Here is an 18,155-nt window from a genome sequence, read left to right as displayed (position 1 = left end):
AGGGCTGAGGCGAGTGCGAATCGACCGCCAGGATTGGTGGAGGGCCGATGCGCTGGCCGGGTCAGGCCGCCCGCTCCCGCACTACCGTCGCGATATCCACCTTCCGGATCTGACGCGACGCCGGCCACTGCGAGATCAGCGCCGCGAGGAACACACCCAGCGCCGCCGCCGGAAGCGTCCACCACGCCCACCGCAGCTCGAGAGTGAACAGGTCGTCGTTGAAGGTCTGCAGGAAGCTGCCCGCCGCCAGGACCCCCAGCACGAGCCCGATCGGGATCGCCAGCAGGGTCGCCAGCATGTTCTCCGTGGCGATGGCGCCGGCGACCTTGCGCAGCGGCACGCCGGCGGCGCGCATGGTCGCCAGCTCGCCCGTGCGCTCGACCACATTGACCGCCATCGTCACGTACATGACCGCGAGCGCCAGCACGGTGCCCAGGATGATCATCACCCCGATGAACACCCAGAACAGGCCCAGGTACTGATCGATGGTCGCGATGATCGCGCGCGAGTCCTGGTAGGCGACCACGCCGTCGATCTGGGTGATCTCCTCGCGCAGGTCGTCGCGAGAGGCGCCCTCGTCGAAGGCGAGCGCGAAGGACTCGACGCCCGTATCCGGCAGCACCCCGGCCGCGACCTCGTTGGTCGCGTAGAGGGCCGTGCCGATCGGCTCGTCCAGGAACGCGCTGATGGTCACCTCGGTGTCCCCGGCATCGGTGTGGAGGGCGATGGTGTCGCCCTCCTCGACGTCCAGCAGATCGCCGATGCTGTGGCCGGCCAGGACTCCCTCGCTCGGCAGGGTGAGGCTCTCGCCGTCGATCCCCACGAAGCCGTGCATCTGGGTGTCGGGCTCGAAGCCGTGCAGCACGGTCGCGTACGAGTCGTCCTCGGCCACGACGGTTGCCTGACCCAGGTGCGTGGGCTCCACGGTGACGACGCCGTCCACGGCGCCCAGCGCATCGGCCGTCACCGTCCCCGTCTGAGCGACGACGGTGGCGTCCTCGAGGTTGACCTCGCGGTACTGGATGTCGATCGCCTGCATGATCGACGTCATCATCCCCACGCTGGTCAGCACGAGAACCAGCGCGAGCACCGTGCCCAGCATGGTCGCGAACGTGCGGCGCTTGGAGCGCACCAGGTCCCTCAGCGCCATGCGTGCGGACACGGGCAGCCAGCGCTGGCGCGCCACGAAGCGGCTCCACTTTCCGGGGGCCGATGCGCCGGCCTGGGTCCGCATGGCGGCCGCGGGTGCCGTACGGCTCGCCGTGACGGCGGGGCCGAGCGCGCCCAGGACGCCGACGACCGCGCCGAAGACCACGCCGGTCACCAGCATCCACGGATAGTTCCTGATGACGGTGTCCGGGACGCCCAGGAAGCCGGTGTAGCCCGAGGTGATGGCGCCGTTGAGCACGGCGCCGAGCAGCACACCCACCACGGAGCCGATCAGGCCGATCCACAGGCCCTGGCCCAGGTAGTGGCGCAGCACCTTGCCGCGTCGCGCGCCGGCCGCCATGAGTGTGCCGATCACCGGCTTCTCCTGCAGGATGCGGCGCGTCAGCAGCACCCAAGCGGCCACGCCCGCGGCGATGAGGAACAGCGCGGGGAACGCCACTGACATCTGGTCGAAGCCTTGGAGATCCTCGGACAGGGTCGCGTTCGACGGCTGATCCTCCTGGGTCATCACCGAGGACGCGCCGGCGTCCTCCATCGCCTGGGTGACGTCGTCTGCCAACCCAGCTGCCCCATCGGCCCCGTCCTCGCCGTCCGGCACGAGGACGAGCGTCTGGTTGTCCGGGATGCCGAACCACCCGGCCACCGCATCGGCCGGGGCGAAGACCACCGCGAACGCATGGGGGTCGGACAGGATGTCCTGGCGCGACCGCGCGGGCCAGAGGTACTCGGGCGAGTCGACGACGCCCGCGACGGTGACCTCGACCCAGCCGGACGTGCCGAAGATCTGCAGCGTGTCCCCGGGCCCGAGGTCGAAGGTGTCCGCGGCGTGCGTCTCGAGCAGCACGCCGTCGTCTGAGGTCGCGGGGTAGTCGCCGTCGAGGACGTCGACGTCGTCGATGCTCGGGTGCTCGCCGGCGGGGATCGAGACGACTCGGCCCAGCAGCTTGGTGTCCTCGATGAGCATCGGCGGGTCCACCTGGGTGCGCGTGATCGCCTCGCTCGCTCCGGCGTCAAGGGCAGCCTGGGCGATGGCCTCGGTGTCGCCGCCGCTCGCCACGAGGTCCGCGAACGCGAGCCGGTCGTAGGTCTCGTCGTAGGAGGCCGTGAGGTTCTGGAACGCGCCCGCGGTCGCGACGTACATCATGACGCCGAGCGCGATCGTGATCGCCACCGCGATGACCTGCGCCTTCTGTCGCGCCAGGTCGCGGATGGTCTTGTGGGTGGTCGCCTGCATGCGCGTCACCAGGTGACGTCCGCGGCCTTGGCCGGGGCGTCGTTGAGCTCGGTGGATTCGATGCGTCCGTCGACGATGGTGACGACCTTGTGGGCGATCTGCGCGACGGACGCGTTGTGGGTGACGATGATGATGGTGCGGCCCTGGTCGTTGAGGTCCTGCAGAAGGCTGAGGATCTGGCGGCCGGTGGGCAGGTCGAGGGCGCCGGTGGGCTCGTCGGCGAACAGGATGTCGGGGTCCGTCGCGAGGGCGCGGGCCACGGCGACGCGCTGCTGCTGGCCGCCGCTCAGCTGCGCGGGGAAGTTGTCCATCCGGTCGCCGAGCCCCACGGCGTCGAGCACCTCGGGGATGCGGGCCTTGTCGCCGCGGCCGGTCATCTCGACGATCATCTCGACGTTCTCGCGCGCGGTCAGCGTGGGGATGAGGTTGAAGAACTGGAAGATGAAGCCGACGTGGTCGCGGCGGAAGTCGCTCAGCCGGCCGGGCTTTTCGCGAGAGATGTCCACGCCGGCGACCTCGACGGTGCCGTCCGTGGCGGAGTCGATGCCGCCGATGATGTTGCACAGCGTGGTCTTGCCCGAGCCCGAGGGGCCCAGGATCACCACGAGCTCGCCGCTCGCGATCTCGAGGTCGATGCCCTTGAGCGCCTCGACGGCGCCCTCGCCCTCGCCGAAGACCTTCGTGAGGCCCGCGGTGCGGACGGAGCGTTCCGTTGTCGTCGTGGCTGGGGTCGCGGGGGCCGATGCGGGGGTCATGAGATCTCCTCTGCTGGGCTGGCGGGGTGCGGTGGGGTTTCCGGTTGCGGTGGCGCGGTGAAGACGCCGTGGGTGTAGGAGGCCATCGCCTCGCGGGTCCAGCGGTGCGAGCCGGACTCGGAGAGGGGGTCGTCGCCGATGGCCTCGGCGATGCGGTCGTGCAGCAGGAACATGGCGAGGTCGTTGACGAGCAGGAAGGCGGCGCGGGCCTCCGGGTCGGCCGATGGCTTCATGACGCCCGTCCCGTCGAGCCGCGCGATCGCGGCGCGCGACAGGTCCATCCAGCGCGCGAAGACGGTCCGCGCGCCCGGTCCGCCCTCCAGGAGCAGGCGGCGCAGGTACTGCGGGATGGGAGAGCCGGCGGGCACCGCGCCGAGCACGAGCTCGGCGAAGCTCGTCGCATCCGCCAAGGCGTGGGACTCCTCCAGGCCGTCGAGCATGGTGTCAAAGAGTCCCGCGACGTGATCGTCTACCGCCTCCTCGAGGCCTTCCTTGGTGCCGAAGTGGTGGGGGATCAGGGCGGGGGAGACCTCCGCGGCCGCGGCGATGTCCCGCACGCTCACGCCGGCCGCGCCGCGCTCGGCGAACAGGCGAAGCGCGGCGGCGATGATGCGCTCGCGGCCGGGCGAATCGGTCATATCGATCACCGTACTGAACAAATGTTCAGTCGGCAAGAGGGTGGACCGAATGCGGGCGCGGCCAGGCACACGACGGCGCGGGCGGCTGGGACCTCCGGCCGGTCATCGGACAGCCGCGAGCCCCGTACCGTAGAGCGGTGACCTACGCGTACTCCTCCCTGACCGAATTCATCGCCATTCCCCGCATCGAGGGAATGGTCCTGTCGCCCGACGGCACTCGCGCGGTGCTGACGGTGGCGACGCTCAATGCGGACCGCACCGCCTACGAGCGGGCGCTGTGGGAGGTGCCCGCCGATGGCTCCGGCTCGCCGGTGCGCCTGACCCGTTCCGCGAAGGGCGAGAGCGGGGCCGCCTTCACCGCGGATGGCGACGTGGTGTTCACGTCCGCCCGGCCCGACGGCGACGAGGACGAGAAGCCGCAGCTGTGGCTGCTCCCGGCTCGTGGCGGCGAGGCCCGATGCGTGACGCGCCTGGGCGGCGGTGCCGGGATTGCTGCCGTGGCGTCCGAGGCTCCGGTGGCCGTGCTGAGCTCCGAACTGATGCCGTCTGCGGCCACTCTCGAGGACGACGCCCGCATCCGCGCCGACCGCAAGAAGCTCAAGGTCAACGCGATCGTTCACGCGGCCTACCCGATCCGCCATTGGGACCACGACCTCGGACCCGCCGAGCCTCACCTGCTCGCTCTCGATCTCGCGAACCTGCCCGCCGAGGTGGCGCGCGCGGCGGCACCGGCGGACGCCACCGAGCCCGACACGGTGGAGCCCGGAACCGCCACGCTCGACGCTGCCGAGCCTGACGCGGCCGAGCCTGACGCGGCCGAACCCGCCGCCGCGGCCGAGACTTCCGCGGGCGACGGCGAGGACAAGCCGGCCACCGCATCGGCCCTCAAGCCCTACCCGGCGACCATGCCTCGGCCGCGCGATCTCACCCCAGCCCAGGGTCGCCAGGCCCGTCCGGGCGAGGCCGCCATCACCCCCGATGGCACGACGGTGATCGCGACGGTCGAGGTGTCGGAGGGCCGCTCCGACCGCGTGAGCATCGTGTCGATCGATGTTGCGACGGGCGAGCACACCATGCTCTTCGACGAGCCGGGCGTGGACTTCGCGACGCCCGTGATCAGCCCGGACGGCACCACGCTGTCCTACGGTCGCCAGCTCAAGTCGACGCCCGCCGCGCCCGCAGACCAGGAGCTGTGGATCGCCGACCTCGACGGGTCGAACGCTCGCGAGATCGCGGCCGACTGGGACCGCTGGGCCACGTCGCGCCAGTTCTCCGCGAACGGCAGCGCACTGGTGCTGACCGCGGACGAGGACGGCCGCGCGCCCATCTTCCTGATCGACCTCGAGGACGGCGAGGTCATCCAGCTCACGCGCGACGACTACGCGTACGCGAACGTCGAGGTGGATCGCAACGGCGGTGGCCTCATCGCACTGCGCTCGAACTGGACCGAGGCGCCGCACCCGGTGCGCATCGGCGACGACGGCACCGTCACGCCGCTCGCGAACCCGGCTCCGGCACCGGCCGTCGAGGCGACCATGACGCGCGTCGAGACCACCGCCGAGGATGGCGCTCGAGTGCCGGGCTGGCTGCTGACGCCGCCGTCGGCCTCTGCCGACGAGCCCGCACCGCTCCTGCTGTGGATCCACGGCGGCCCGCTGGGCTCGTGGAACGCGTGGTCGTGGCGGTGGAGCCCCGCGCTCGCCGTCGCGCGGGGGTATGCGGTGCTGCTCGCGGACCCGGCGCTGTCGACCGGCTACGGGCTCGAGTACATCGCGCGCGGCTGGAACAGCTGGGGCCACAAGCCGTACACCGACCTCCTGGCTTTGACCGACGAGGTCGAGGCGCGACCCGAGATCGACGAGCGCCGCACCGCCGCGATGGGCGGATCCTTCGGTGGCTACATGGCCAACTGGGTCGCCGGCCACACCGACCGCTTCGACGCGATCGTCACGCACGCGAGCCTGTGGGCGCTGGACCAGTTCGGCCCCACCACGGACCACGCCGACTATTGGCAGTCGATCTTCACGCCCGAGGCCATGGAGGAGCACTCGCCGCACCATGCCGTCGCGGACATCGTCAGCCCCATGCTGGTGATCCACGGCGACAAGGACTATCGCGTGCCGATCGGCGAGGGTCTGCGACTGTGGGCCGAGCTGGGCGAGCACTTTGCGGCGGAAGACGGCACCATGGCGCACCGGTTCCTGTACTTCCCGGACGAGAACCACTGGATCCTCAGCCCGCAGCACGCGGTGGTCTGGTACCAGACGGTCTTCGCGTTCCTGTCGGAGCACGTGCTGGGCGGGACCGTCGAGCTTCCGGAGGTACTGGGGTAGGCGGCGACGCACCCTGGCGCCCCGGTGAACTACGGCGCTACAGCTCGACAACAGCCCTACAGCAGGGTGGGCTGCAAGTGGGGGTCCATCGCCACGCGGCCGTGAGCTCCTCGCGGTGGTTCGTGCGCTTGCGGTGCCCGGGTCGCGGCCTCGAAGGGCCGGGATTCCTCGTGCACCGGGGGTCCGTCCCCCAAGGCCTGAGCACGTTCGCGTGCCGTGATGCCGAATCTCGCCCGGCCGCCGAGTCTCGGTCGTCGTTCGGGATCGATCGATGCGGGTGGTCGGAACCAGACATCATCGCGACTGGCGTCGATCTCCCAGGGCTGCTGGTGCACCGTGTGGTGGCACGCGACGCACAGCATCACCCCATTCGACAGGTCCGATCTTCCGCCGTCTCGATCCCACCATTCGATGTGGTGGGCCTCGCAGTAGCTGGGCGGCGCCCCGCACATCGCGCACCCGCCGTCGCGCTCGAGCAGCGCGTGACGCTGTGCCGGGGAGAAGCGTCGCTTGCCGCGGCCCAGGTTGAGCACCTCTGATGCTCCCCCGAGGACTGCGGGGAGGTACTCCGCGTCCACCGCCATGTGTCGCAGTTCGTCGATCGAGATGGGGTCGGACGAGCCATCCAACTCGCCTGCGCCGGCGCCACGCTTCAGCGCCTCCAGGTCGATGCGCACCACCACCTGGGTGCTTGCTCGCGAGGGCGCCTGGTCGCATCCTGCGAAGTGCCGCGCCAGAGTGACCAGGGCGTCCGCCGCAATCTGGCCTCGCGAGCGCGTGTCCTCCTCGAGGGGGTCGCCGTCTCGCCGACGCCGGAACGCATCCTTGACCATCCCGTCAAGCGCTGCACGCAGCGGCGCGGCGCTCACCGGGTCCAAGCGGCCCGAGATCTCCACGGCGCCATCCGCGAGTTCGCGCAGGCTCACGAACCGCTCGCGCGCGAGCCGCCGTTGGCGTGCCTGCGCCTCGTTCTCGACCAGGAGGCCCTTGTAGCGCCGCACGATGGGCGCGAACTGCTCGACGCTCAGCCCGTGGGCCTTCTCCACCAGCTGTCGCTCGACACGCTGGATGCGTTCGCGCGGGACCGTCGACTCGACACCGTCCAGCATCTTCGTGATCATGCTTGCCGCTGGCACACTCAGCCGACCTCCTGCGAGCGCAGCCGCCACCTCGCGGTAGGCCGGCTCAGGCTCCTCCGGCGCGGGTGCTCCCGACTCCTCAGCCTTCCGACGGCGCCGCTCGGCGTCCTCAGCCTCCGCCAATCTGCGGCCCGCCTCGATCAGGTCGTTGGCGTCCCGTCGCGAGCCGCCAGTCTCCGCGGCGATCAGCTTGCCGGGATCATTGAAGCCGTTCTTGCGCGACAGTCCGCCAGCGCCGAACTCCGGCGCGGAGCGGCGTCCCACCTCAGCCGCCGTGGCCGCCATGAGCAGGTCCGCGTCGCGCCGGGCATCGGACAGCTGCTTCTGCACCGCGAGCAGCGCGCCCTCCTCGAGGTCGCGCACGGCATCCCCCGACAGGACCGGCCGAGCTCCCGCGAGCAGCCGGCGCACCTCGCGCAGAGTCGACATCAGTCGCTCAGGCGCGGGTGCCGCCGGTGGAGTCTGCTCGCTCTTCGAGGCCATGGATCCATCACACCAGAGGCCTCTGACATAGGAAAGTGCCTGGCAGATATCTGTGGATAGGACAAAGACGACCGCGGCCTGTGGACGGCGCGGGCTCGCCCATGCTGCCCCGGAGAGCCCCTAGTCGCCCTTGCCTGCGGCCAGCCCATCCTTGATCGCGTCCATCACGGACGAGTCAGCGAGAGTCGTCACGTCGCCCACCTCACGCCGCTCGGCGACGTCGCGCAGCAGGCGGCGCATGATCTTTCCCGAGCGCGTCTTGGGCACCTCGGACACCACGAGGATGTCGCGTGGCTTCGCCAGCGGACCGATCTCGCGGCGCACATGGTCGCGCAGCGCGACTGCGACGTCGTCCCCGGAGGCAGGCACATCCGCCGCATCCGACCGCACGATCACGAACGCCACCACGGCCTGACCGGTGATCTCGTCCGAGGCGCCCACCACGGCAGCTTCGGCCACCCACGGGTGCGCGACCAGCGCGTTCTCGATCTCCGTCGTGGTGAGCCGGTGCCCGGACACGTTCATGACGTCGTCCACGCGCCCCAGCAGCCACAGGTCGCCGTCCACGTCCTTCTTGGCGCCGTCGCCCGCGAAGTACATCCCGTCGAAGTGGTTCCAATACGTCGACACGTAGCGGTGACGGTCGCCCCAGATGCCGCGCAGCATCGACGGCCACGGCTCCTTGATGACCAGGTACCCGCCCTCGCCGTTGCGGACGGAGACGCCCGCATCGTCCACCACATCGATGACCGTGCCCGGCATCGGCGTCATCGCGGACCCGGGCTTGGTCGTCGTCACTCCCGGCAGCGGCGAGATCATGATCGAACCCGTCTCGGTCTGCCACCACGTGTCGACGATCGGGCAGCGGTCGCCGCCGATGACCCGGCGGTACCACATCCACGCCTCGGGGTTGATGGGCTCGCCCACGGACCCGAGCAGGCGCAGCGACGTCAGGTCGTACTGATCGGGGATGGACTCGCCCCACTTCATGAACGTGCGGATCGCGGTGGGCGCGGTGTAGAAGATGGTCACCCCGTACTTCTGGATGATCTCCCACCAGCGGCCCTCGTGCGGGGTGTTGGGGGTGCCCTCGTAGAGCACCTGGGTGGCGCCGTTGATCATGGGCCCGTAGACGATGTAGCTGTGCCCGGTGATCCAGCCCACGTCCGCCGAGCACCAGTACACGTCCGTCTCCGGCTTGAGGTCGAAGACGATCCGGTGCGAGTGCGCGGCACCCGTGAGGTACCCGCCCGTGGTGTGGAACAGGCCCTTGGGGGTGCCGGTGGTGCCGGAGGTGTAGAGAATGAACAGCGGGTGCTCGGCGTCGACCCACTCGGGCTCGTGCTCGGCCGGCTGCGGGTCCACGACGTCGTGCCACCACACGTCGCGGCCGTCCTCCCACGCGGTGTCCTGACCGGTGCGCTTCACCACGAGGACGTGCTCGACGGACGACGGGTTCGGGTGCGCGTCGGACGCGGCCAACGAGTCGTCCACCAGCGGCTTGAGCGGCAGGTGCGTGCCGCGGCGGTTGCCGCCGTCCGCGGTGATGACCAGCTTCGCCTCGGCGTCGTCGATGCGCTGGCGCAGGCTCTCTGCGGAGAAGCCGCCGAACACCACCGAGTGGATCGCGCCGATGCGCGCGCACGCCAGCATCGCCACGACGGCCTCGGGGATCTGGGGCAGATAGATAGCGACGCGGTCGCCCTTGCCCACGCCGAGCGACAGCAGACCGTTCGCCGCCTTCTGCACGCGCTCGTGCATGTCCGCATAGGTGACGGTCTGAGTGTCGCCCGGCTCGCCCTCGAAGTGGAACGCGACGCGCTCCCCGCGGCCCTCGCGCACATGCCGGTCCACGGCGTTGTCGCACGCGTTCAGGGTGCCGTCGTGGAACCACCGGGCGACGGGCGCGTCGGACCAGTCGAGGATCTCGGTGAACGGCTGCTTCCACGCGAGCTTCAGCGCAGCCTCGCGCCAGTACTCCAGGCGATCTGCCTGGGCCTTCTTGTACTCGTACGCCGTCGCATTGGCGTGTGCGGCGAAGCTCGCCGCCGGGCGGAACGAGCGGTGCTCGCTGTAGAGGCTCTCGAGAGCGGGGACATGGGGGGACTGTGTCTGGGCATCATCGACCATGCGCGCCAGACTAGTTTGTAAGGGCGCTTTACCCAACAGTTTGTAAGGGTGCCTGGTAGATGCCCGGAACCCCCGCATCGGCCCCCCGTCCGACCCCTGCCCCGGATCGGTTCACGCTGTCGGGCGTGCGACGGGCCGTCGGCAGTGCGACGATGGCCGCATGAGCACTGACAGGAGCGACGGCGAGCAGCCCACCCCAGGCGCGACCGACCCCGAGGACACCCATCCCGCCAAGGAAGACGCGACTGAGCGGCCCGTTCCCCACGGCGACGGCGAGCCTCGCGAGAAGGACGGCGAGGAGCCTCCCGCGGACGAGTGACGGGCGGGCCGTGCCCTGCTCGCCGCGCGCATCCGGCCCGTAAGTGTGACGATGGGCAGATGAGTGGAGCAGAAGGATTCGACTTTCGCACCCGCAGCAATGGCGAGGTGGCGATCTTCCACCACGGCAAGCTGTCGAAGATGATGCGCGGCGACGAGGCCGAGAGTTTTCTCGCAGCGGTCAAGGATGGCGATGCGCAGGAGGCCATGGCCGCGGCTGTCGGCAACGACGGTCAGCTGTCGAGGCCGGGCGCGCAGGCGGCATCCGCCACCGCCCTGCACGGCAACGGCGAGGCGCACGCGCACCAGGAGTTCCGCCGCAAGAGCGGGTAGGACGGGTCGGAGGGCCGATGCGCGGGTCGCTCGGGCGTCGCGCGCCGGCTACTTGACGCGCCGACTATTCGACGCGCCGACTACTCGACGGTGAAGGTCGCGGCCTCGGAGATCGCCACGCCGGGGGCTGCGTCCACGATGTAGGACACCGGCACGTCGCGCTCGAGCAAGTCCACGAGCACGTCGTGCGGCACATCGCACAGGAGCTCGGTCTCACCGGCCGGCGTCTCGGACTCCGTGCAGTACGGCTGGATCTCCGGCGCGTCCGCGAGCGGGGAGTAGCCCGCCGTGTAGGTGAGGAAGGCGAGCTCGGAGAAGCCCTCCTCGTAGAGAGCGCGGGCCGCGGCGGCGGGCTCGCCCACGACCACCGGCGTCCACGCGTAGACCTTGTACTCGCCGGGCGGCAGGTCACGGTTCTCGTTCGCGAAGGCCTCGGCGACGGCCTGGCGCTCCGCGACCTCCTCGTCGGTCGCGTTGGCCCAGTCGAAGCCGTCCCAGATCGCGGACAGCTCCGCGGCGACGTCGCACAGCGAGGCACCGTTGAAGTCGATCGCGTCCTCCAGTGGCTCGGCGTCCTCAGACGCCGCTACGAAGTACTCGGGAACGAACTCGCTGCCCCAGTCCGGGGTGACGACCACGCCGTCGCGCGTCACGATGAGCTGGCCGTGGTGGCCCAGGAACGCCACCGCGACGTCATCGGACGCGGCGAAGGACAGCGTGGCCGATGCGCCGGTCGCGTCGGCATCGACGCTCACCTGGGGCATCACGCCGTTCGCGGGGGTGGCGTCGGCCGCCCACTCGTCGCCGCAGGCCGGCGGCGAGAACAGGCCCGACGCCTGCTCGGCGACCGCCACGGCGTCGAAGGTCAGCGTCTCGGTGGGGACGTCCGCAGTGGGGGTCGCGGACGGTGCCGAGGCCGTGTCATCGGGCTGGATCAGCAGCCGCACTCCGAACCATCCCACCGCCGCGGAGGCGGCCGCAATGCCGATCGCGCCCACGGTGAGCAGGGCCTTGTTCATCGCGTGCTCGTGTCCTCCCGGCGCGGTCGTGCGCCCCGTCTCGCGGTGGTGTCGAGTGACCAGGATACGGTCTCGATCCGGACGAAACGCTCGCCCGCGCGAAGGAATCTGAAGCATCCCTGGTCAGGGGCATCCCGTGTGGGGAATCGCGCACGAATCGTGCGTGGAATCGCCGCAAGGAGCCCAGTCCGAGGCGACTGGTCGACCGACTCGGACCCGACCGCGCCACCTCAGAAGTTGACGCCACCGCTCCAGATGGCCACGCCCTCCGCCTCGATGGTCTCGCCGTCGATCGTGATCGTGAGTGGTGCGACCAGCACAGGGCTCAGGACCTGCCCGCTGGGTTCGCCGTCGCACCAGGTGACGTCCTGCACGGTGAGGGTCAGGGGTGCTGGCCCATCGAAGCGGGAGATCGCGACCGTGGACGGGAGCGCCACCTCTGCCCACCCGACGGTCCGGTACCCGGTGAACCCATAGACCACCCCGGCCTCGCCCTCGCCGGTGGAGACCTCCTCTTCAGCAGTGATCCACATCCGCGCGGTCGGCGGGAGCGAGATGGTCGCCTCGCTCCACTGCGCCTCGTACACCCACGCCCGCGTGTCGATGACGTTGTCGACGGCGTACGTGGTGCGTGTGCGCTCGGCCTCGAGAAGAAGGCGGTCGGTGGTGAGTTCCGAGTAGACGTCCTCGCACTGCATCTCAGCGGGCGGCTGGTACGCCGGAAGCGAGTCGCGGAACTCCTGGAACGGATCCTCGCCGGTCTCGACCTTCGCGGGCACGGTGTCGCTGATGAACGTGGCGTCCACGTCGCGCACGTACGCGGAGGAGCGGTAGGGGAACGTGAGCTCGCCGGCGTCGATGTCGATCGTGACGCCGTGCAGCGTGTCGGGATCGCACGTGATGGGCACCGGCGAGCCCCACTGCAGCGTCTGCTCGCACTCGTACGAGCCCTCCTGGTAGCCGTTGAGGTACTCGGCGGGCGGGACCAGGTACCCCTGCTGGAGCAGGTCCTGGGTGGCGTTGTGGGATCTCGAGGCCGAGACCTGCACCGCGAATCCGACCCAGTAGTCGCCCTCCGGGAGGGGCTGAAGGTCCTCGCCGGCGTCCGCGCAGGCGAGTGCCATGCCCCAGCTCTCCCACGTCGCGGTCCAGGGGGTCCCGCTCGCGTAGGTCTGGAACCGCGGCTCGTAGCTTCCTGGCGACCAGCCGACCACCACGCCGTCGTCAACGAACAGTGCGGTCAAGGGTTGCGTCGTGGCCGGCACATCGCCTGCGCCGCCATAGGACACGGTCGCGCGCGCCTCCGCGACGCCCGTGCCGGAGTAGTTGTTCAGCGAGATCTCCACCGCATCGGGCAGCTCCCAGTCGACGGAGAAGTCGTCGTCGACACTCACCGGGTCAGGCAGCGGCTGCCCGCATTCGAGCGGCGAGGCCGTGTATGCCCAGGGACTGAACTCGTCGGCGTCGATGCTGGGAAAGGGCATCGTGATCTCGTCGACCACCCGCTCCGTGATCGACAGCACCGGAGACGGCGACGGAGACGGGGCAGAGGCGGTCGGCAGCGCTCCCAGCACCGACGGCCAGGCCGCCGCTCCGACCAGCGCCACCAGCGCTGCCGCGCCGCCACCCCACCATGCCCGTCGCGCGCGGTGCCTGCGGGTGATGGTGCGCGCGACCTCGGGACCCGGACGCGCATCGGCGCTCTCCGCGCGATGTTGTGCGCGCAGCGCGCCCAGCTCCGCGTGCAACCCGCCCGTCATGCCCACTCCTCGATCGCCACCGACACCGCGGAGCCGCCGTCCGCGCCCGCATCGGCGATGGCGGGAACCGCCACGCCGGTGCGTCGCTGCAGCTCCGCGCCGCCTGCGCGCAGCAGGCCGGTCGCTTCGACCGGGGTCATGCCGGCGAAGCGGGCGACGTCCGCCACCGCGAGCTGGTCGTGGTGATGGAGGACGACCACCGCGCGTACGCGCGGACTGAGGTCGGCAAGGGCTGCGCGCACGCTCACCCGGGCGGGTCGCGGCGAGGGCAGGGCGGCCGATGCGGCAGGGGCGACCGCGGGATCGTCACCGGCACGGGGCGGAGCCGATGCGGCCGGGGGAGGCGCGTACACGGACAGGTCGACGTCGGGTTCCGGCTCCGCAGTCGAGCCATGCTCGGTCGGTCCCGCCTCGGCCGGACCAGCCCCGTACGGATCAGCCCTGCGCGGGCCAGCCCCGCGCGGGCCCGCTTCTGGCTCTGGCGCGGCGAGGCACGCACGGACGATGCGAGCGCGCAGCGCCACCAGCAGCTCGCGGGGATCTTCCGGAGCGTGAGCCCGGCTCAGTTCCGCAGCGAGGGCGGAGTCCACCAGAGCTCGCGCGCGGTCCTCGTCGTCGACGAGCAGCAGCGTCCACGCGAGCAGATCGGCGTAGTGCTCGCGCACGATCGTGCCGTATGAGTCGCGCCAGCGCGCCATGCGATCACCCCCGTGCGTGTCCTTCCGACGCTACCCGAGCCGGGCCACCTCGAAGTCCACGCTGCCCGCGCCCGTGGTGACCGTGTGGGGCGTGTGCAGCGAGTAGGTGAGCGTGGCGGCGCTCACCTCCGGCGGACCGTCGCACCACTCAACCTCCCCGATGACCATCTCGACGGAGAGCGGGCCGCTGTACCGGTCGATGACGAACTGCTCGGGGACCGTGATGCTCGCCGAGCCGACCACCCGATGCAGCACGTACGCGTAGGAGCCGCCGTCGTTGAGCGCGGCCCGGCGCTGGACCGGCTGGGTGATCCACAGCCGCGCGTCGGTCTGGAGGTCGACGGTCGCCTCGGTCCACGCGATCCCACGGGCCCAGGCGTCGACGGTCGCCGGTTGCCCGAACTCCAGCTGCTCGAACGGCATGCCGAGCTGCAGCAGCAGATCACTCGACGCCAGGCCGCCGTACTCCGCGCCGCATTGCATGGGCTCGCCCGCGACGTGGGGCGGGTTCTCGCGCTCGATGATCGCCAACGGATCGGCGGGGCCGCCGTCGATCGTCAGCGGCACCGCTGGCGAGACGAACGTGACGTCGATCTCGCGCCCGAGCGCGCCGGGGTCGTACGGGAAGGTCACGGTGCCGGACTCGAGATCGATCCGCGTCCCGGGCACGGCGCCCGGGTCGCACGTCAGCGGGCGGGTGCCCGTCCACGCCAGCGCGCGCCCGCACTCGTACGAGCCCTCGCGGTAGGCGATCACGAGCTCCGCCGGAGGGATCGCCCAGCCCCGCAGGGCGAGATCAGCGCGGGCGTTGTCGTCCTCGCTCGCGACCACCTGCGACGCCCACGCGACCTCGTACTCGCCGGGGCCCAGTCGCTCGAGGGCATCCCCGGCCGCGTCTCGGCACGCTACAGGCGTGCCCCCCAGGCCGTTCCAGGTGAGGGTGAACGGCTGCGCCCCGGCGAACACGGACAGGCCCCGGCTCGACGTCGGGGGGAGCCATCCGACCACCACGCCGTCAGCGGCGACGAGCCCGACTAGGGGTCCCATCACCGCCGGGAGCTCGTCGAAGCGCCCGTACCGGACCGTGACGCTCGCGGCGACGCCGGTGAGGTAGCCGACGCCGTCGATGCGCACCGCATCGGGCACGTCATGCGTCGCGCTGAGACCGTCGCGCGCCGAGAGCTGGTCGGGGAGCGCATGACCGCACTGCGGGGGCCCGGTCGCGAGCGGGTTCTCGGACCACGTGGCGTCGGTGAACGCCACCGTGGCCTCCTCGTAGAGCTGCGGGACGGCGGTGGGCATCGCGTCGGGCACGGGGCTGGGCGGTGGGCGCACAGCGTCGACGATCGTCGGGACGGCCGCCGCGAGCACGAGACCCGTGCAGGCCGCGATCCCTCCAGCCCAGAGGCTCGCGCGGCCGCGCCGCCGGCGCGCGATCTCGCGTCCCACGGCGGTCGGCGGCACGTCCGCTGTGGCCTCGTCGCGGTAGTCGTCCTCGAGCGCCCGCAGCGCCTCGCCGATGTCACGCATGACGGCCGCCGTCCGCGGGCGCAGAGATCACCGTCAGTTGTGCCTGGGCGAGCGGCTCCTCGCCCGGGTCGGGGGGAACGGCGAGTCCGGCCGATGCGACCAGCTCGCCCTGCGCTCGACGCAGCGCCGCGAGTGCGTCAGAGGCGCGAGCACCCGTGATCTCGGCGATGCGCGAGAGGCCGACCCCGTCGACATCGTGCAGCACGACCGCGACACGCGCCAGGGGGTCGAGACCGCCCAGGGCGCGCTCGAGGACCGCTCGCTCGTCCTCCCAGCTAGGTGAGTCAGGCGACTCACTGAAGTCGATCGGATGAGGTCGCGGGCTCGGGTGATCGTGCTCGAAGCCGGCCGGCGGGGCGTACGGGGATGTGCCGCCGGCTGTGTCCTGCGAGCTGTGACGCGGCTGCTCCAGCGCTGGCGCCGTGCGCGCGGCGCCGGCGGCCGCATCGGCGTCCGCGAACCCCGCGTCGCGCCGTGCCGCCTTGCCCGCCGCCGCCTTGCCCGCCGCCGCCTTGCCCGCCGCCGCCCTCGCGAGGGCCTCGCGCGCCTGCTCGGCCACGGCATCGGCCCCGGGCACGCGCCGCCCACGGGACAGGACCGTCCGCAGTGCCGCCCCCACCTCGTCCGTGGGGTCCTCGGCGCCGGTCAGAAGACGCGCATACGCGATCAGCGAGCGGTAGCGCTCGCCGCCGAGCGCCGCGTAGGTCTGCTGCCAGCGAGGCACCGGCGCACCTCGTCAGTCCTCGGGATCGGGACTGCCCGCGCGCGCGAGGATCACGATCGCCGCCACGATCGCGCCGATGACGACCAGCGTCGCGACGGTCGAGCGCGTGGACGGACCCGAGTGCAGGCCCACCGGCTTCTTGAAGCGCAACGCACCCCATCCGTGCACCGCGGCGGCGGCGCGCAGTCCCCGGTCGGGGTTGATGACGAAGCCGTGGCCCACCTCGTCGAGCATAGGGGCGTCGGTGATGGAGTCGGAGTACGCGAACGAGCGCGACAGGTCGTATCCCCGCTCCTCGGCGAGCTTGCGCACGGCATCCGCCTTCGCCTCGCCATACGCATAGAACGTGATCTCGCCCGTGTAGAAGCCCTTCTTGACCTCGAGCTCTGAGGCGACCACGGCATCGGCTCCCAGGAGCTGGGCGATGGGCTCGACGACGTCGCGCGCGGACGCCGACACGACCACCACGTCGCGGCCGTTGGCCTGGTGGCGACGGATCAGCGCGAGGGCCTCGTCGTAGACGACGGGATCGATGTGCTCGTGCACGGTCTCGGCGACGATCTTCTGGACCTTCGGGACCTCCCAGCCCTTGATCAGGTCGGACAGCGAGTCGCGCAGGCGGTTGGTCTGGCGCTCGTCCGCGCCGCCCACGAGGAAGAGGAACTGTGCGTACGCAGTGCGCAGCGCGTGCGCGCGCGTGACCAGGCCGCCGTCCATGAACGAACCAGCGAAAGCCAACGACGAACTCGTCGCGATGATGGTCTTGTCCAGGTCGAAGAACGCGGCCGAGCGGTGGCCGCGATTGCGACGTGCCATGTGCACCTCCTCTGGCGCCACCCTAGCCCCACCAGGTGACATTCCGCACCGGCGTCCGTCGGGGTGTGGACGGGGCCGTCCCCAGGCCGGTTGCTGACTCGCTATCCCCAGAACAGCGGCCGCGGCCGCGCATATTCCGGAGCGGCTGCGCGAGGCTCGGCGAGTGAAGGAGGACAACCGCGCAGCCTGGGCCGGCCCGCTCGCCCGCTGGCTCGCGGCTCCGGGAGTGACGGACGTGCTCGTGCACGCCCCGGGTCACGCGTGGGTGGACCGGGGAGCGGGCCTGGAGAGAGTGGAGGTGGAACTGGGAAGCGCCGATGCGGTGAGGGCTCTCGCGGTCAGGCTCGCGGCCGCGGGCGGCCGCAGGCTGGACGATGCGTCCCCGGTCGCCGACGCCCGGCTGCCGGACGGGACGCGACTGCACGCGGTGCTGCCGCCGATCGTGCCGGGGTGCGCGGCGATCTCGCTGCGGGTGGTGCGTCAGCGTGCGCTCGGGCTCGACGACCTCGTGCGGTCGGGGGCGATCGATGCCGGCGTGAGACGCGTGCTCGAGGCGTTGGTGGCCTCGCGCGCTTCGCTGCTGATCACCGGTGCGACGGGGTCCGGCAAGTCCACGCTCATGGCGGCGCTGCTGTCGCTCGCGGACCCACGCGAACGGATCGTGATCATCGAGGAGGCCGGGGAGATCGCCCCCGCGCACCCGCACCTGGTCAGGCTTGTGGAGCGCCGGCCCAACGTCGAGGGAGCCGGCGAGGTGGGCCTGGCACGGCTGGTGCGCGAGGCGCTGCGGATGCGGCCGGACCGCGTGGTGCTGGGCGAGTGCCGCGGGGCAGAGATCAAGGACGTGCTCGCGGCCTTCAACACCGGCCACCCGGGATCCATGACGACGCTGCATGCGAATGCGCCGGGGGACGTCCCTGTCCGTCTCGCGACCCTCGGCGCGCTCGCCGGGATGCCGGAGCGCTCGACCTTGCGCGGCGACGTGATCTCCTTCCAGGTCGACAGCGCCTTGTTGACCGCCTGGAACGGCTCGCGGGCGACAAACTCGCCGTGGCCCTCCCGCGTCTTCACCTCG

The 18,155-nt window shown here is 71.2% G+C and carries 15 protein-coding genes; 4 read left to right on the top strand and 11 right to left on the bottom strand.

Annotated features, from left to right (window positions below; translation table 11 throughout):
* Nucleotides 1-61 precede the first annotated feature (61 nt).
* From QZ483_RS06565 to QZ483_RS06555, 3 genes are read right to left on the bottom strand one after another with little or no spacing between them, the layout of a single operon-like run.
* Nucleotides 62-2,404 carry an ABC transporter permease gene (locus QZ483_RS06565; protein ID WP_297082195.1) on the bottom strand — a complete coding sequence of 781 codons (2,343 nt, stop codon included), beginning with the start codon at nt 2,402-2,404 and terminating at the stop codon, nt 62-64.
* 5 nt (nt 2,405-2,409) lie between these two features.
* Nucleotides 2,410-3,159 carry an ABC transporter ATP-binding protein gene (locus QZ483_RS06560; protein ID WP_297082194.1) on the bottom strand — a complete coding sequence of 250 codons (750 nt, stop codon included), beginning with the start codon at nt 3,157-3,159 and terminating at the stop codon, nt 2,410-2,412.
* Nucleotides 3,156-3,797 (bottom strand): TetR/AcrR family transcriptional regulator, encoded by a 642-nt coding sequence (locus QZ483_RS06555; protein WP_297082193.1) that lies wholly within the window; start codon nt 3,795-3,797, stop codon nt 3,156-3,158. The genes QZ483_RS06560 and QZ483_RS06555 overlap by 4 nt, the downstream gene beginning before the upstream one ends.
* Nucleotides 3,798-3,934: 137 nt before the next feature.
* Between QZ483_RS06555 and QZ483_RS06550 the strand changes: the two genes are divergently transcribed.
* Nucleotides 3,935-6,130 carry a prolyl oligopeptidase family serine peptidase gene (locus QZ483_RS06550; RefSeq protein WP_297082192.1) on the top strand — a complete coding sequence of 732 codons (2,196 nt, stop codon included), beginning with the start codon at nt 3,935-3,937 and terminating at the stop codon, nt 6,128-6,130.
* 56 nt (nt 6,131-6,186) lie between these two features.
* Here QZ483_RS06550 and QZ483_RS06545 read toward each other — a convergent pair whose 3' ends face one another.
* Together QZ483_RS06545 and acs are read right to left on the bottom strand one after the other, a co-directional pair.
* Nucleotides 6,187-7,752: an HNH endonuclease signature motif containing protein gene (locus QZ483_RS06545; protein ID WP_297082191.1), complete on the bottom strand. Its 1,566-nt coding sequence runs from the start codon at nt 7,750-7,752 to the stop codon at nt 6,187-6,189.
* 120 nt (nt 7,753-7,872) lie between these two features.
* Nucleotides 7,873-9,882 (bottom strand): acetate--CoA ligase, encoded by a 2,010-nt coding sequence (gene acs, locus QZ483_RS06540; RefSeq protein ID WP_297082190.1) that lies wholly within the window; start codon nt 9,880-9,882, stop codon nt 7,873-7,875.
* Between the two features lie 160 nt (nt 9,883-10,042).
* On the opposite strand from acs, the gene QZ483_RS06535 reads away from it, so the two are divergent.
* Both QZ483_RS06535 and QZ483_RS06530 read left to right on the top strand, forming a co-directional pair.
* Nucleotides 10,043-10,201: a hypothetical protein gene (locus tag QZ483_RS06535; protein ID WP_297082189.1), complete on the top strand. Its 159-nt coding sequence runs from the start codon at nt 10,043-10,045 to the stop codon at nt 10,199-10,201.
* Nucleotides 10,202-10,260: 59 nt separating this feature from the next.
* Nucleotides 10,261-10,533 (top strand): hypothetical protein, encoded by a 273-nt coding sequence (locus tag QZ483_RS06530; protein WP_297082188.1) that lies wholly within the window; start codon nt 10,261-10,263, stop codon nt 10,531-10,533.
* An 80-nt stretch (nt 10,534-10,613) separates the two neighbouring features.
* Here the strand turns inward: QZ483_RS06530 and QZ483_RS06525 are convergent, their stop codons facing one another.
* The 6 genes from QZ483_RS06525 to QZ483_RS06500 all read right to left on the bottom strand — a co-directional run bounded on the left by QZ483_RS06525 (nt 10,614) and on the right by QZ483_RS06500 (nt 17,080).
* A complete protein-coding gene (locus QZ483_RS06525) occupies nt 10,614-11,552 on the bottom strand; it encodes a hypothetical protein (RefSeq protein WP_297082187.1) in 939 nt (312 codons plus the stop codon).
* Nucleotides 11,553-11,782: 230 nt separating this feature from the next.
* Complete coding sequence (locus tag QZ483_RS06520; RefSeq protein WP_297082186.1) at nt 11,783-13,312, bottom strand: hypothetical protein; 1,530 nt, start codon at nt 13,310-13,312, stop codon at nt 11,783-11,785.
* Entirely contained in the window at nt 13,309-14,010 is a 702-nt protein-coding gene (locus QZ483_RS06515) for a hypothetical protein (RefSeq protein WP_297082185.1), read from the bottom strand. The genes QZ483_RS06520 and QZ483_RS06515 overlap by 4 nt, the downstream gene beginning before the upstream one ends.
* Before the next feature lie 30 nt (nt 14,011-14,040).
* On the bottom strand, nt 14,041-15,540 hold the full coding sequence (locus tag QZ483_RS06510) for a hypothetical protein (RefSeq protein ID WP_297082184.1): 1,500 nt from the start codon (nt 15,538-15,540) through the stop codon (nt 14,041-14,043).
* The gene (locus tag QZ483_RS06505; protein ID WP_297082183.1) at nt 15,533-16,264 is read right to left on the bottom strand and encodes an RNA polymerase sigma factor; all 732 of its coding nucleotides are present in this window, start codon (nt 16,262-16,264) and stop codon (nt 15,533-15,535) included. Before QZ483_RS06505 ends, QZ483_RS06510 begins: the two co-directional genes overlap by 8 nt.
* Nucleotides 16,265-16,276: 12 nt before the next feature.
* Entirely contained in the window at nt 16,277-17,080 is an 804-nt protein-coding gene (locus QZ483_RS06500) for an HAD family phosphatase (RefSeq protein ID WP_297082182.1), read from the bottom strand.
* Nucleotides 17,081-17,183: 103 nt separating this feature from the next.
* On the opposite strand from QZ483_RS06500, the gene QZ483_RS06495 reads away from it, so the two are divergent.
* On the top strand, nt 17,184-18,155 hold a 972-nt coding region (locus QZ483_RS06495; protein ID WP_297082196.1), incomplete at its 3' end, for a TadA family conjugal transfer-associated ATPase.

Origin of the sequence: uncultured Demequina sp. (assembly GCF_913055775.1) — a bacterium.
In the GTDB taxonomy this organism is placed as follows: Bacteria; Actinomycetota; Actinomycetes; order Actinomycetales; family Demequinaceae; genus Demequina.
Note: the sequence above shows the minus strand (reverse complement) of the source record. Positions and strands in the feature narration are given on the sequence as shown.

Bases quoted from the DNA above. Each gene is read 5' to 3' on its own strand.
- QZ483_RS06565 (WP_297082195.1), bottom strand. From the start codon at position 2,404: ATGCAGGCGACCACCCACAAGACCATCCGCGACCTGGCGCGACAGAAG.
- QZ483_RS06560 (WP_297082194.1), bottom strand. From the start codon at position 3,159: ATGACCCCCGCATCGGCCCCCGCGACCCCAGCCACGACGACAACGGAA.
- QZ483_RS06555 (WP_297082193.1), bottom strand. From the start codon at position 3,797: ATGACCGATTCGCCCGGCCGCGAGCGCATCATCGCCGCCGCGCTTCGC.
- QZ483_RS06545 (WP_297082191.1), bottom strand. From the start codon at position 7,752: ATGGCCTCGAAGAGCGAGCAGACTCCACCGGCGGCACCCGCGCCTGAG.
- acs (WP_297082190.1), bottom strand. From the start codon at position 9,882: ATGGTCGATGATGCCCAGACACAGTCCCCCCATGTCCCCGCTCTCGAG.
- QZ483_RS06535 (WP_297082189.1), top strand. From the start codon at position 10,043: ATGAGCACTGACAGGAGCGACGGCGAGCAGCCCACCCCAGGCGCGACC.
- QZ483_RS06530 (WP_297082188.1), top strand. From the start codon at position 10,261: ATGAGTGGAGCAGAAGGATTCGACTTTCGCACCCGCAGCAATGGCGAG.
- QZ483_RS06525 (WP_297082187.1), bottom strand. From the start codon at position 11,552: ATGAACAAGGCCCTGCTCACCGTGGGCGCGATCGGCATTGCGGCCGCC.
- QZ483_RS06520 (WP_297082186.1), bottom strand. From the start codon at position 13,312: ATGACGGGCGGGTTGCACGCGGAGCTGGGCGCGCTGCGCGCACAACAT.
- QZ483_RS06515 (WP_297082185.1), bottom strand. From the start codon at position 14,010: ATGGCGCGCTGGCGCGACTCATACGGCACGATCGTGCGCGAGCACTAC.
- QZ483_RS06510 (WP_297082184.1), bottom strand. From the start codon at position 15,540: ATGCGTGACATCGGCGAGGCGCTGCGGGCGCTCGAGGACGACTACCGC.
- QZ483_RS06500 (WP_297082182.1), bottom strand. From the start codon at position 17,080: ATGGCACGTCGCAATCGCGGCCACCGCTCGGCCGCGTTCTTCGACCTG.